The sequence below is a fragment of the Mangrovivirga cuniculi genome (assembly GCF_005166025.1).
In the GTDB taxonomy this organism is placed as follows: Bacteria; Bacteroidota; Bacteroidia; order Cytophagales; family Cyclobacteriaceae; genus Mangrovivirga; species Mangrovivirga cuniculi.
This window is the reverse complement of record NZ_CP028923.1, coordinates 470,166-484,520: the sequence shown is the minus strand read 5'-3', so window position 1 is coordinate 484,520 and position 14,355 is coordinate 470,166. Positions and strand designations below refer to the sequence as shown.

At 36.4% G+C, this 14,355-nt stretch carries 14 protein-coding genes; 8 read left to right on the top strand and 6 right to left on the bottom strand.

The genetic code is table 11. The features are described from left to right. Positions 1-244: 244 nt before the first annotated feature. Entirely contained in the window at positions 245-895 is a 651-nt protein-coding gene (locus DCC35_RS02250) for a DsbA family protein (RefSeq protein WP_137089258.1), read from the top strand. Here the strand turns inward: DCC35_RS02250 and mfd are convergent. Further along, a complete protein-coding gene (gene mfd, locus DCC35_RS02245) occupies positions 892-4,260 on the bottom strand; it encodes a transcription-repair coupling factor (RefSeq protein ID WP_137089257.1) in 3,369 nt (1,122 codons plus the stop codon). The genes DCC35_RS02250 and mfd overlap by 4 nt on opposite strands. A 526-nt stretch (positions 4,261-4,786) precedes the next feature. Here mfd and DCC35_RS02240 point away from each other — a divergent pair. Both DCC35_RS02240 and DCC35_RS02235 read left to right on the top strand, forming a co-directional pair. Beyond that, positions 4,787-5,146 carry a hypothetical protein gene (locus tag DCC35_RS02240; protein ID WP_137089256.1) on the top strand — a complete coding sequence of 120 codons (360 nt, stop codon included), beginning with the start codon at positions 4,787-4,789 and terminating at the stop codon, positions 5,144-5,146. Beyond that, positions 5,147-5,605 carry a YkgJ family cysteine cluster protein gene (locus tag DCC35_RS02235; RefSeq protein WP_137089255.1) on the top strand — a complete coding sequence of 153 codons (459 nt, stop codon included), beginning with the start codon at positions 5,147-5,149 and terminating at the stop codon, positions 5,603-5,605. Here DCC35_RS02235 and DCC35_RS02230 read toward each other — a convergent pair whose 3' ends face one another. Together DCC35_RS02230 and DCC35_RS02225 are read right to left on the bottom strand one after the other, a co-directional pair. Further along, complete coding sequence (locus DCC35_RS02230) at positions 5,606-5,836, bottom strand: hypothetical protein (protein ID WP_137089254.1); 231 nt, start codon at positions 5,834-5,836, stop codon at positions 5,606-5,608. It abuts the gene before it with no gap. Position 5,837: 1 nt separating this feature from the next. Beyond that, positions 5,838-6,383, bottom strand: coding sequence for a hypothetical protein (locus tag DCC35_RS02225; protein WP_137089253.1), 546 nt, complete (start codon positions 6,381-6,383; stop codon positions 5,838-5,840). A gap of 161 nt (positions 6,384-6,544) precedes the next feature. Here DCC35_RS02225 and DCC35_RS21665 point away from each other — a divergent pair, with 161 nt between their 5' ends. Genes DCC35_RS21665 through DCC35_RS02215 form a run of 3 tightly spaced genes read left to right on the top strand, consistent with a single transcriptional unit; the run spans position 6,545 to position 8,738 of the window. Then, positions 6,545-6,964: an SDR family oxidoreductase gene (locus tag DCC35_RS21665; protein ID WP_317128970.1), complete on the top strand. Its 420-nt coding sequence runs from the start codon at positions 6,545-6,547 to the stop codon at positions 6,962-6,964. Continuing rightward, entirely contained in the window at positions 6,958-7,302 is a 345-nt protein-coding gene (locus DCC35_RS21660) for an SDR family NAD(P)-dependent oxidoreductase (RefSeq protein WP_317129010.1), read from the top strand. Before DCC35_RS21665 ends, DCC35_RS21660 begins: the two co-directional genes overlap by 7 nt. A gap of 29 nt (positions 7,303-7,331) precedes the next feature. After that, positions 7,332-8,738, top strand: coding sequence for a sodium-dependent transporter (locus DCC35_RS02215; protein WP_137089252.1), 1,407 nt, complete (start codon positions 7,332-7,334; stop codon positions 8,736-8,738). A gap of 84 nt (positions 8,739-8,822) precedes the next feature. On the opposite strand, the gene DCC35_RS02210 is transcribed toward DCC35_RS02215, so the two are convergent. From DCC35_RS02210 to DCC35_RS02200, 3 genes are read right to left on the bottom strand one after another with little or no spacing between them, the layout of a single operon-like run. Then, the gene (locus DCC35_RS02210) at positions 8,823-9,323 is read right to left on the bottom strand and encodes a hypothetical protein (RefSeq protein ID WP_137089251.1); all 501 of its coding nucleotides are present in this window, start codon (positions 9,321-9,323) and stop codon (positions 8,823-8,825) included. A gap of 9 nt (positions 9,324-9,332) precedes the next feature. Beyond that, the gene (locus tag DCC35_RS02205; protein WP_137089250.1) at positions 9,333-11,231 is read right to left on the bottom strand and encodes a GAF domain-containing protein; all 1,899 of its coding nucleotides are present in this window, start codon (positions 11,229-11,231) and stop codon (positions 9,333-9,335) included. A gap of 36 nt (positions 11,232-11,267) precedes the next feature. Beyond that, positions 11,268-11,660, bottom strand: coding sequence for a YfiR family protein (locus DCC35_RS02200; protein WP_137089249.1), 393 nt, complete (start codon positions 11,658-11,660; stop codon positions 11,268-11,270). A gap of 251 nt (positions 11,661-11,911) precedes the next feature. Between DCC35_RS02200 and prfA the strand changes: the two genes are divergently transcribed. Together prfA and DCC35_RS02190 are read left to right on the top strand one after the other, a co-directional pair. Beyond that, complete coding sequence (prfA, locus tag DCC35_RS02195) at positions 11,912-12,985, top strand: peptide chain release factor 1 (RefSeq protein WP_137089248.1); 1,074 nt, start codon at positions 11,912-11,914, stop codon at positions 12,983-12,985. Then, complete coding sequence (locus DCC35_RS02190) at positions 12,975-14,354, top strand: choice-of-anchor Q domain-containing protein (RefSeq protein ID WP_137089247.1); 1,380 nt, start codon at positions 12,975-12,977, stop codon at positions 14,352-14,354. Before prfA ends, DCC35_RS02190 begins: the two co-directional genes overlap by 11 nt. Position 14,355 lies beyond the last annotated feature (1 nt).

Genomic DNA, 14,355 nt, shown 5'->3' with positions numbered 1-14,355 from the left:
AAATATTTGATTGTAAGAACTCTGCAGTTGACCTATTAGTCATAAAAACAATAATTGTTATGATAAACCTATAAAATTAAACAATCATTCATCATTAAATGTCTATGATTATTGCAATTAACTAAACAGTAGTTCTAAAACACTGGGGGTAAGATAGCTCTATAAAAATCAATATTCAAGCCGCTTTATTACCAGCGGTATATAATCAACATAACTATTGGATACTAGATTCGTTTACCAAACTATGGAAAAGAAAGAGTTGATTTACGTATTTGATCCTTTATGCGGCTGGTGTTATGGCTTTAGTGATCATATAAAAAGGTTCTCTGATAAACACAAGGACACTTTTGATGTAACTGTTCTTAGTGGTGGGATGATACTAGGGGAACAAGTAGGCCCGATCGGTGCTGTAGCTCCATATATTGCCGGAGCATATAAAACGGTTGAAGAAAAAACCGGTGTAAAATTCGGCAAACCATTTGTAGACGGTGTTTTGAAAGAGGGAACTATGGTCATGGATTCTGAAGTACCAGCCCGGGCATTGCGAACCATGAAAGCCATTAAAAGAAGTAAAAGCATTGAATACGCTCACAAAATTCAATCTCTTCTTTATTTTGAAGGCCAAGACCTAAATAAAGTCGAGAACTACAAAAAAATAGTTGAAGACTGTGGGCTGGACTATGATGATTTCTACAATCGCTTTACCAGCCGTGAATACCTCGAAAAAACTTACGATGAATTTAAATTTGCAGCAGCTTTAGGTGTAAAAGGTTATCCGACTCTTTTTATGAAATCGGGAGAAACAATTTACCTTATGGCTCGCGGCTTTATTCCTTTAGAAGAAATAGAACGTATGGTGGATAAAATTGAAAATGCCATTAATGAAAATAATTAAGATGTCTCGACTTCCTGAGGCATCATCTGTTTCATTATTTCCTTTGCTTTAGAAACCGATTCAACATCTTGTATTGTTAACACCAGGCGTTTTCCTGTTTCCTTCATCCGGCAAAACCTTGGGTTTTGCTGAATAAACCCAATGATTGAACCAAAAATTGCTGAATTATAATATTCTTCCCTGTCGGACGGAGGGCAAAACGCTTTGATCGCGCCATTTTTCAGATTTACCTTTTCAAACCCAAGCTGCTGAGCCATCCATCTTAATTCTACTGTTTCAAGTAACGACTTTACACTTTCAGGTAACGGGCCAAAACGGTCTCTCAGGTTTCTTTCAAACTTATCGAGCTCTTCTTGTGTTTTAAGGTTATCAGCCTGGTTATAAAGACTAAGCCTTTCTGCTATATTAGATACGTAATCTTCCGGAATAAGAATTTCCATATCTGTCTCGATATTGGAATCAGGAACCAGGTTTTTAACTTTCTCTGAAAGTTCTTTCTCAAACAGATCCTTATATTTCTTCTCTTTAAGTTCTTGTATAGCTTCATCCAGAATCTTGTGATAAGTGTCAAATCCAAGATCAGTGATAAACCCACTTTGTTCTGATCCAAGCAAATTTCCGGCTCCTCTAATATCAAGGTCTCTCATAGCTACTTTAAAGCCGTCGCCAAGGTCAGAAAATTCTTCCAATGTACTTAATCTTTTCCTCGCCTCAGTCGAAAGCCCAATTGTTGGAGGTGTTAATAAATAACAAAATGCCTTTTTATTACTACGCCCTACTCTTCCTCGCATCTGATGCAAATCGGACAAGCCGAACATATGGGCCTGGTTAATTATGATGGTGTTGGCGTTTGGAATATCAAGTCCGGCTTCAATAATATTGGTCGATACCAGCACATCGTATTCTCCCTCTATAAATCTCAGCATTGCTTTTTCCAGCTGATGTCCCTGCATCTGACCATGGGCAATTCCAATTCTTGCATCTGGCACTAGTTTTAATACAATGTTTGCAACAGATTCGATGTCGTTTACCCGGTTGTGAACGAAAAAGACCTGTCCTCCTCTTCTAAGTTCATAACTCACAGCATCCCTGATAATATCTTCATTAAAAGTATGAAGCTCAGTAGTCACAGGCTGCCTGTTTGGTGGTGGAGTCTGGATAATACTTAAGTCCCTGGCTCCCATTAATGAAAAGTGCAGGGTTCGTGGAATCGGAGTAGCTGTCAGAGTTAGCACATCTACATTTACCCTGAACTCCTTTAACTTCTCCTTTACTTTAACACCAAATTTTTGCTCCTCATCAATTACCAGAAGTCCAATATCCTTGAATTTAACATCTTTATTTACAATTCTGTGAGTACCGATTAGAATGTCGACCTTTCCTTCTTCAGTTTCTTTCAGTATCTGTTTAATATCTTTTGTCGTCCTGAATCTATTGATATAATCAATTACCACAGGAAACTCTTTCAATCTTTCAGATAATGTGTGATAATGCTGCATTGCCAGAATGGTGGTTGGAACCAGAATAGCTACCTGCTTACCATCATTCACTGCTTTAAACGCTGCTCTGATTGCCACTTCAGTTTTACCAAAACCAACATCTCCACAAACAAGCCTGTCCATTGGGTGAGGTTCTTCCATATCAGACTTTACATCCGCGGTTGCTTTGGCCTGATCGGGCGTGTCCTGATAAATGAAGGAAGATTCCAGCTCCGCTTGTAAATAATTATCCTTATTAAAAGCTGTCCCTTCAGTTGCTTTTCGCTTAGCATATAATTGAATAAGGTCATCAGCTATGTCGATAACCTTTTTCTTCACCCGTTTTTTCTTATTATCCCACTCCTGAGACCCTAATTTAGATACCACCGGAGGAGTTCCTTCTTTACCTGAATATTTTGATATTTTATGAATCGAGTGAATAGAAACATATAAAAGGTCATTATCCCGATAAATCAACCTGATCGCCTCTTGTTCATTTCCGCCTACATCAACCTTTTCCAGCCCTGCGAACCTTCCGATTCCATAGTCTATATGCGTCACAAAGTCTCCTGGCTGTAATGTGTACAATTCACGGAGAGTTAATGCTTTTGATTTGGAATGCCTGTCTTTTACTTTAAACCTGTGATACCTTTCAAATATCTGGTGATCTGTAAAACACGTTATTTGAAGAATTTTATCGATATAACCCTGTCTTATGCCTGCAGTAACATCTTCGAACTTTATTAGAGGGTCGATCTCATCAAAAATATTATGAAGACGTTCAATTTGCCTTTGCGATTCTGCAATAACAAAATTTGAATATCCTTTCTGCTGGTAATCCAGTAAGGTGTCTCCAAGCAAGGTGAAATTTTTATTCATACTTGGCTGGGATTCAGACTCGTAATTTATTGCTAGTGCATCGTCGAAGTAAAATCTATTTCCAAACTCGATTACAGGATAAGTATTAAGGTGATCGAGAAAGGAAGTTTTTTGTTCGAAAAGATCTTTCGGATCGAGAACAACCTTAGTACCCATAGATTGTTTTAATACACTATCAAAATCTTCCGTTGCTTTTTTATAATATGCATCGACAGTGTCTAAAACCTGGGAAACATCTTTTATCCAGACTTTGAGATTTCTTGGTAAAAACTCGAGGATAGACTGCCGTGTTTCTTCTAAAAGCCTGGTCTGAACATTCGGGATAATATTTAAGGTCTTAACATTATCCTGAGAGGTTTGAGTTTCAGGATCAAAAGTTCTTATGCTATCAATCTCATCTCCAAAAAGCTCGATCCTGAAAGGTAAGTCGTGTGCAAAAGAAAAAATATCAATAATCCCTCCTCGCACAGCAAACTGACCTGCTTCATAAACAAAATCTGCCCGTTCAAAATCGTAGGAGATAAGTAATTCACTTAATGTTTCAATGTCGACGGAATCACCCTCGGAAGCAGTCCACGTGTTTTTGAGTAATGACCTTTTATTAATTACTTTTTCGGTAAGTGCCTCAGGATAGGTAACTATTATTTCTCCGGAAGGAGATTTATGATTCATCCTGTTTAACACTTCAGCACGTCGTAAGATGTTTGCATTTTCAGTTTCATCAAAACTATACGGCCTTTTATATGAGGTAGGAAAAAACAAGATGTCTTTATCCGGGAAAAAGTTTTTCAGGTCGGTATGAAAATAGGCAGCCTCCTCCTTATCGTGCAATACCAACAAGTGGTTTTGCTTATTGTGCATAAATACTGCAGAAAAAATCACCGCATCCAGACTGCCACTTATGCCTTTTAATTGAATGTTTAAACTCTCATTAGGCTTAATAGCTTCTGCTACAGCATTTACTTCGCTGCTTTCTCTGTATAATTTAAGGAATGAAGATGCCTTCACAATTTTTCTTTTTATTTCAAAACTTAATAACGACTAAAACCCGCCCCGGTGGTTTTCACATCAGTAGCAGGTAAGTGATTTTTGCAAATTTGCTTATAATACCTGAAAAACAACGACTCACGTAGCCAAAGGTTTTCTAAAAACTTTAAAAACAAAAAATTTTTATGGATTACATATATGCTTAGGTGAGATAATTGATGTAAATTAATTAAGCCGAAACAATTAAATAATTTATTGGTAATATATGTATGAAAGGTAAAGTCTATAAGACGGATGCGGATAAAAACTCAGCGCTATCTACATTTGAAAAGATAGAGTCGCTCCATCCATATCAGACAATTACCTATCTTTCAATATTTGGATCTTCTTTAATATTTATTTTCCTTCTGATTGTATTATTTGTTAGCTCCGAACACTCCGCTAAACCAATCAACTTACCCATAACATTTTATATTAGTACTGGCTTTCTGGTTTTCTCTCATTACTTTATAGCAAGGCTTCCCCGATTTTTGAGAAGGAAAATGACATGAATTTGAAACGCTTTCTCGGATTTGGAATACTATTTACCGCTCTATTTGGTGTGTCACAATTGTTTGCCTGGATGAATCTTTTCAATAATGAGGTTTATTTTGATGGACAGGCAGTCGAAACATTGCTTTATTTACTAAGCGGGCTTCACCTAATTCACATTGTCGCCGGCCTCATTTTTATGATCGCATTATTTATCAATTCTCTTACCCGGTTGTCAGATCCAGTTGAAAAGTTAATCTATTTTACAAATCCTTTTGAAAAAATGAAGCTATCTTTGCTCCACGCATTCTGGGTATTTATGGATGTTTCCTGGTTTGTAATCCTGGGAACATTTATAGTGATGTTTTTAGTGTAAATGAGCAAAGAAAGAAAGCAGCTTTTCAGAAAATTAAAAAAGAGCAAACCGAAATCACTTGATCAGGACTTCAAGCAATATCATGATGAAGCTTTTGAAACAATCGATTGCCTTGATTGTGCAAATTGCTGTAAAACCACCAGTCCAATATTTTATGATGCAGACATAAACCGCTTGTCTAAAACACTTAAAATGAAGCGTGGAGAATTTATAGACACCTATCTTCATAAGGATAGCGAGGGTGATTATGTTCTTAATGAAGCTCCGTGTCCTTTTTTAGGATATGATAATAAATGTATAGTATACGAGAGCCGACCGACCGCCTGTAAAGAATATCCTCACACAGATCGAAAAAGGCAACATCAAATTTTGAATCTGACTTTGAAAAATACGGCAGTATGTCCAGCGGTTGAAGAAGTAGTGAAAAAAATTGAGGCCCAGTATTCCGGGCCCCAATAATTATTTTAAATACGGTTTATATTCATCGATATCAAAATCCTTTCCTTTTCCATATCGGATGATTTCATCAAATTCAAAAGTTTCCAGCGAAACTACATCCTTGCATTTATAATTCTGCTCTCCCACCCTTTCAGTTACTTCAAAGATATATTCCTCTCCGAAATTTTTTACCTTATAATGATTTCCAACTCTAAGAGCATTAAAGCTCATATGCAGTTCACTTTTTGCCATATCAATCCGCACTAACAATATTTTCTATTTCTTCTAGCTTAGACGAAGTACATGGTCCTGATGTTTCATAAACGATTCGTCCATTTTTATCCAGGACAAAAACATATGGCTTCTTCTTGTTTTTTAGTTTTAATGATTCTTCGTACTCCTTTAGTGATCCTTTGTAAAATAACACATGAGGATGAAGGTCCGGATCAAGATCTTTCTCAGCCTTGTTTCTGGCAGCCCCTGCGCTAGCAGATTTTACTCCGGTAAACATCGGTACAAAATATACATTGATATCATACATAAAATCAGAGAAAAGGCCTCCTCCGGCATCAGCAACAAATCGATCATACACAGGTTGAAACCATGTGTTCAAATCATCTTCAGCCTTTTTACTATAGGCAAGACCCACAAGTGTGAATTTCCCTTTAGTATCAGAGGGGATAGATACATTTTTATTGGCTACAGTCTTTCCGCTAAGTTGTGGAAATTTCTTTTGTGAAAACCCTTCGAATGCTGATACTAAAAAAATAAGAACAAGTAATAATTGAGTTTTTCTCATAGCTTAGTAATATTAATTGAACAGGGAATTTACTATTAATTTTAAAATTCCCCAGAGAATAAATTAACTAAAGTGATAACCGCAAAATTCGTACTAATATTCTTTGAATAAGATTAAAAATTTTAACACTTTACAGATTGTAATTTTTTTTTCAGGCAATTATGCACCTTAATTTAGAAGATCAGCACATTTTTGTAACCGGAGGAAGCAGGGGAATTGGTCTGGCAATCGTTAAAGATCTGTTGAATTCCGGGTCCCGGGTTTCTACAGTTAGCACTAAATTGTCGGATGAGCTTGAGAAGTTAAAAAACAACTACCCTACTGCTCTGAATTACATTAAAATAAATCTTCTTAACCCTGAAGAGATCAAATTAGCCTGGAATAAGGCAAACGATATCAAACCTGTTACCGGTTTAGTGAACAACGCCGGTGTTGCATTTTCATCAGATTTAAAAAGTGAAGAGCATAACCAGTGGTTATCAGATTGGGACAAGACATTTGCCATCAATACCAGGGCTACAGCATATCTGTGTAAATTAGCAATTGAAACATTTAGTAATTCCTCCGGGGAAGAATCATAAATATTAGTTCCAGGGCGGCATATCGTGGAGACACCCCTGATTACCTTGCCTACGGAGCATCAAAAGGAGCTTTAGTTTCACTGACAAAATCAATTGCCAGAGCATATGGTAAAGATGATATTAAGGCATTCGAAATTGCTCCCGGATTCACAAGGACGGATATGGCTCAGGATTTTATTGATCAATATGGTGAAAATTATGCGTTAGATGACATTGCCTTGAAAAATCTGACCGAGCCCGGGGATATATCTCCGACTATCGTTTTCCTTTTAAGTGGAAAGGCCGATCACCTCACCGGAACATCAATAGATGTGAATGCCGGTAGTTATGTACATTAATGAAAACAACCTAAAACCTAATAAATATAATGGCAACAAGAAGCGGATTCTCGAGTAAGATAGGATTCATTTTAGCAGCAGCTGGTTCTGCTGTTGGTCTGGGAAACATTTGGAAGTTTCCTTTCGAAGTTGGTGAAGGTGGTGGAGCAGCCTTTTTGATCATGTACCTGATCTTTTGCTTTATTCTATGCTTCCCTGTTATGCTGACTGAAATAGCAATTGGTAGAAAAACCCAATTAAACCCTGTTGGTGCTTTTAAAAGCCTTGGTTTCAAAAACTGGGCAATTGTTGGATTTCTGGGAATTCTAAGTGGGGTTTTTATTCTTTCATTCTATAATGTCGTTGCCGGTTGGGCTTTGGGCTATTTTATAGAAATGGTTCAGGGTAATTTTTCTATTGGAGAACAGTTTGGAATTTTTACCAATAATGCTGTATTAATATCCATTTGGAGTGCCCTTTTTATGTTTGCAACAGCATTTATTGTTTCTAAAGGTATTTCTGGTGGTATTGAGAGAGCTTCAAAAATATTGATGCCGGTCTTAGTTATATTAATACTATCTCTTGTTGCCTATTCATTTACTTTAGAAAATGCAATGAAGGGAGTTTCCTTCTATCTAATACCTGATTTTAGTGAGATCACTCTCGAAGTGGCTCTTAATGCGCTGGGTCAGGCATTCTTTTCTCTTTCTCTTGGTATGGGAGCATTGATTACTTATGGTAGTTATGTCGGTAAAAAGGATAACATTGTTAGTTCTGCTGCCTTTATTACAATGACTGATGTTGGAATTGCATTTATTGCTGGTTTAATGATGTTCCCTTTCGTGGCTTACATTACTGGTGGTACGATGGAAGGAGTAGATGGTGGGCCTGGACTTATATTTGTTACTCTTCCGGGTGTATTTGAATCATTTGGACCTACTTTGGGAATTATTGTAGGTAGTGTTTTCTTCCTTCTATTAAGTTTTGCAGCGCTTACTTCTACTGTATCACTATTAGAGGTTCCTGTTTCATTCTTTGTAGATGAATTAAAAATTAAAAGAAATAAGGCCGTTTGGATCATTGCAGCATTTATTTTCCTTCTTGGAATTCCATCAATGCTAAGTCAGGGTTCAGTTCCTGCATTAAATAAGTTTATCACTTATCCATCTGGAACGACGATAGACTTTATGACTTTTATTGAAAACATGAGTTCAAATACATTCCTTCCACTTGGAGGTCTGTTAATTACTTTATTTGCTGCTTACGTTTGGAAAAAGGAAAACCTTATGGCTGAAATCGAAGAAGGGTTCCCTGGTAAATTCAGAGGTTCATTCCTTAGCAAATACATATCATTCTGTGTTTGCTACCTGTGCCCTATTGTATTAAGTGTGATATTCCTTCTGACAATTTCTGATGTATATTTCGGAATCAACTTAATCGATTATTTCACAAACTGATTTTAAGTTAAATATAAACCTATAAAAAAAGAGCAGTTAATTGATAACTGCTCTTTTCTATTTATAGAAAACAATGTGCTAATTCTAGTTATTTATTTCGTTTAAAATGATCTCTTTCCTTTTTACTTTGGCATGCCATACCCCTTTTACTGAGTCATTATTAACAGGAAAGTCATAAGTCAATTCAGTATCATTATTGATATACTGAACATTATCTTTTAACTCACCATCATTATTCAATTGATAAAGGTACGCTTCCATCACCTCTATTTCTTTCTTTGTATTGTCAGAGTCCGCAATGAACTCATCCATTTCATCGAATGAGATAAAAGTTATTTTAGCATTATATTTATCTTCAAGAGAGTCTACTGATAGGTTTTGATCTGCTTTCTTTAAAACACTACCTATCTTTATTGATTGTTCCTGTGCTTTTGTATAAATATCCTCTCGTGAGATCTTTATCAATTCGTTTTTTTCCATTTGATCATGAACCTCAGATAGTTTATTCTTTTCATCTTCATTAACCTGGCATGATAACATCGTTGCCACGATAAATAAAATTGAAACTACACCTGATGATTTCATTGATACAAATTATTTTATTTCAACAGAATAGATTGTATACTTTTGCTCTCCGCTTATCGGGTCTTTAACCTGTCCGGCTATTACCATAAAGGAAAGCTCCTTTCCATTTTTATTCTTTAACTGGATATTTCCTCTCCAGCTTATGCCTTGTTTCACATCAGAAACCATCTGCTCATAAACTGCAGTGTTTTCAACCAGGCTTAGGAAGGTCTTGTTTCTTAATTCCGAATCGCTGTATCCCAGAGTTTCCGTGAATAATCTATTTACGTTGCTGAATTTAAAAGCACTGTCAAGCTCGATTGTGACCAAAGAATTGTTAATGATATTTTCTTTGGTTTCCCTTTCACGCTGGCTACGCTCCATTTCTTCCTGGGTAGCCTGTAGTTCTTCCATGTTTTGTCTCATTTCTTCTTCCTGAGATCGCATTTGTTCAGTCAACTCTTGTGACTCTTCAAGAAGCTTTTGAGTTCTTTCATTCACTTTTACACTACTGATCGATGAAGCAATACTTTCAGCGATCTTCTCAACAAACTCTATTTCGTACTCATCAAAAACATTAAAGCTGGCTATTTCAACCACACCAAAAACCTCTTCATTAATTTGTAGAGGAACAATAAGGATACTGTTCGGGTTAGCATCGCCAAGACCTGAGGTAATACTTATATATTCATCAGGCACATCAGTGATAAAAACTTTGTCTTTTTCTAACCATGCCTGTCCTGTCAGACCATCGCCTTTATATACTTTTTGCTCGAGATACTTTTTCTTATCCCAGGCATAACAAGACATTAATTCAAGGTAAGGCTCTTCTTCCGAATCATTAATAATAAAAAGACCCCCCTGGTTAGCTTTAAGATATTTAACAAGATTGGTAATTATCTCTTCGCTAAGATTTTTGAGATTATCGTTATTCGTTCTAAGTATCTCACCAAACATTGCCTGGCCTTCTGTAGCCCAACTACGCTTTTTATCTTCTTGTGCAACGCGATTCAAATTATCACGCATTTCGATTAGCGCGTTACCCAACGTATCATTATCACTAAGGGGCTTAAACTTCGCATCGTATTTACCATCACCAATCTTTTCAGCAAAGTATGAAGTTTCTTTTAATCCTTCGGCAAGATTTTCTACGGCAAGAGCCATATCACCGATCTCATCATTTGAGAGATTAATATTGTTAGTTTCAGGAATTTCTCCTTTTCCGAGTTTAGAAATAACTGTTTTTAGATGATTAACTGGTTTAGTAATTGAGTTTGCAACGATCAAACTCGAAGCAATACCAATTATAATCAAAACAATCGCTACAATAATTGATGACGATTTCAATTGTTCGAGAGATGAACTTAGTTCCGCATCAGCTGCCTGAGTCTCGGCTTCTTTTCTTTTTCTTAGTTCTACTATCTGATTTTGTAAAGAATCAGTTAACGGAATAAGAGATTCTAGAGCTGTTTCAGCTGTAAACTTTAATGCTGCATCATCATAATCAGTAAATTTTTGCAGCTGAGACATGATGTCTTGTTTACTTATCTGAAGAACCTGCTCAAAAGTTTGAAAAACCGTATCTAATTTTGCTGTATCCTGAGGAGCCCAATTATCATCAAGGTCCTCAAGTTTTTCCTTGATTTCCCTGTATTCATAATCATGAATTAATTCGAGCTTTTTCTTATCGGCTGTATTCGTTTGAAGATATACCCAGTTAGTGGTGTACATTTTCGTTCTTAAAGCAAGATCATCGAATTCAGCGAGAGCTTCAGAAGATGGTCTGACAATATTTGCCAGTCGATCCAAGGTATTATCATTCTCATTGACAGTTAATACTGTAAATACAGCATTAATAGTAAATAGTAAAATGAGAATTAAAAAACCACCCAAGACTTTTAGCCTTAGACCAATCCGTTTCTTTTTCATAACGTGAGCTGATTTAAATTTTAGCTACTAAAAAAATCAAATAACAGTTGCCAGTCTTTGTAATTCACTGGAAACCTTCAGGCGGGCTGCATTAGTTGCATCAAGATTTAATTCAAATCTCGGTTTCCCTCCTTCAAATACAAAGTTTATCCCACTGCCCTGCGCACCTAAACCTGCTTCTTCTGTAATAACTAGTGTAGATCCTGTAGCAACTTTACCTAACACAACCGGCAACTTTGAACTTTGATTCTTAGGTATAAATACAATATGTGGTGGATTGTTTATTTCTCCCGGACTATTGTACTTAACAATGTTAAAATTCTGACTACCGGCTTTCCTGGTTTGAGCGAGTGTATTCAAATAATCGATTAACTCACAGTCACCAACTACACCTATCACAAAGTCTCCCTGGCTATAGGAAGGGGCCATTGGATATATTTTGTAAAATTATATATAAAAGTAGCATGAAACTTATAATCTTGAGCAGAAAGGTGTACTGCTGTAAGAAAACAGATTAAAAAAATGATTTTTTTCATAGCCCACAAATTATAAAAATATTATACCAAAAAAATAATTAACTTCACATATATATTCTGACAATCAGTAAAAATAATGAATACAATTAAATTCAGAGGATAATTTCGTTTTATTATTAACTTTGGTCGTTAAAATAGCTAAATATGATCGATAAACTTGATGCAATAAAGGAAAGATTTGAAGAGGTTGGGCAGTTACTGATCCAGCCTGATATTGCCTCAGATATAAAGAAATTCACTTCATTAAATAAAGAATACAAGGATCTTGAAAAGGTTGTTAAGGTCTATGATGAGTATTGTCTCATTGATGCGAACTTAAAAGAGGCTAAAAGTGTCCTCGAAAATGAAAAAGATCCTGACTTCAGAGAAATGGCAAAATCGGAAATAGATGAATTATCTCCGAAAAAAGAGGATTTAGAGGACGAATTAAAAAAACTGCTCATTCCAAAAGATCCCAACGACAGTAAAGATGCTATTCTGGAAATCAGAGCAGGAACGGGTGGTGACGAAGCTGCAATATTTGCAGGAGATTTATTTAGAATGTACCAGCGGTTTGCTGAAAAAGAAGGGTGGAACTTACGTGTACTCGACCTGACAGAAGGATCGGCCGGAGGTTATAAGGAAATAGTAAGCACCGTTTCCGGAGAGGATGTTTACGGCAAACTCAAATTTGAATCTGGTGTTCATCGTGTCCAGCGAGTTCCGGCAACAGAAACCCAAGGTAGGGTTCATACTTCAGCGGCATCTGTAGCTGTTCTTCCTGAAATGGACGATGTAGAAGTTGATCTGGATATGAATGATATTCGAAAGGACACCTTCTGTTCATCTGGTCCCGGTGGTCAGTCTGTTAACACAACTTATTCTGCGGTCCGACTAACTCACAATCCTACCGGCCTGGTTGTTACTTGTCAGGATCAGAAGTCTCAGATTAAAAACTTTGAAAAAGCACTAGGTGTTCTTAGAAGCCGTCTTTATGAAATTGAGTTAAAAAAGCACAATGATGAAGTTGGTGGGATGAGAAAATCAATGGTAGGAAGTGGTGACAGAAGTGACAAAATCAGGACCTATAATTATCCACAAGGAAGGGTGACCGATCATAGAATTAATATGAGTGTTCATAATTTACCAACTGTTATGGATGGTGAGATCGGTAATTTTATTGAGGAACTAAGAATCGCTGAAAATGCTGAAAAAATGCAGGATGGTAATGAAGAATAATTTTCTTTTCTTACTTTCTTTGTTGACTTTTTCTTTGCTTTTTTCTTCCTGTATCAAAGAAGATGCTCCTTTTGAGCCAATTAATGAACCATTGGTTTTTTCACAGGATACTATTTTTTTTGATACCCTTTTAACTAACGTTGAATCTCCAGCGGTTAGGTATAAAGTAGTCAATCCAACAGGAAATAATATTTTAATCCCCTCTATCAGGCTACAAAAAGGAGACAATTCCCCATATAGTTTATATGTAAAAGGGAATAAAGGAAAAGCATTTTCTAATGTTGAGGTTCTAGGTGGAGATAGTCTCGAAATCCTGGTCAATGCCTTTTATACTAAAAAAGAAAATTCGGACCCTGTTCCCGTTTACGATGAAATTATCATTGAATCGCTGTATGCAAACTCGGTCATTATTGAAGGATATAGTCAGGATGTTACACTTATACAAGACTTTATCTTCAGAAATGATACAACCTTAACATCTGGCAGCAGGATATTTTTAAATGACAATGCATATATAGATAGCCTGGTAACTGTAACTGTTGAAGAAGATGTAAAATTCTTCATGGGAAATAATGCCAGATTATTAATTAAGGGAAGCCTGCAAGCAATAGGATCTGCGGAGCAAAAGATTCATTTCACACAGAGTCGTCAGGACGGAATCTATGAAAATGTTCCAGGTCAGTGGGATGGAATTTATCTTCTTGAAAACAGTATGGAATCAATCCTGGATCATGTAATAATTAAAAATGCTTCTTTCGGCCTTCGATTAGGAGATCCGGATATAACCGCTCTTGACCTTACTGTTAAAAACACTGAAATATTAAATTCACTTTCTCATGGTATCCTTTCTTTCACCACTGATTTCAACCTCGAAAATGTCGTAATTAGTGAAGCAGGTGAACAAGGAATAACTGCTCTTGCCGGTGGTACGATTTCTATTATTCATACCTCTGTAAATACAGGCTCAGGTGTGCTATCAACAAGTAGCCCGGTTACAGGATTTTCAGATTATCTCGAATTATCAAGTGGTGAAATTCTTTCCCGGGCTTTAGAACTTGAAATACGAAACTCAATTGTGTGGTCACCATTTAACTCCAGTATTGTTATTCAGGAATTGATGCCGGAGTCTAATAATATAGTTCTTTCATCTTCGGTATTTGGATCAATAGACATCGATGAAAAATATTTTAGTGGTGAGAATTTATTCGAAACTGATCCACTATTTATTGATGCAGGAGACTTTAACCTGAGCCTGGATAGCGAAAGTCCGGCAATAGATTTCGGAATTACTTTAGGAATTGGAACAGATATCCTGGATAATCCCCGGGATGAAAACCCTGATGCAGGCGCATATGAGTTTATAAATTAAT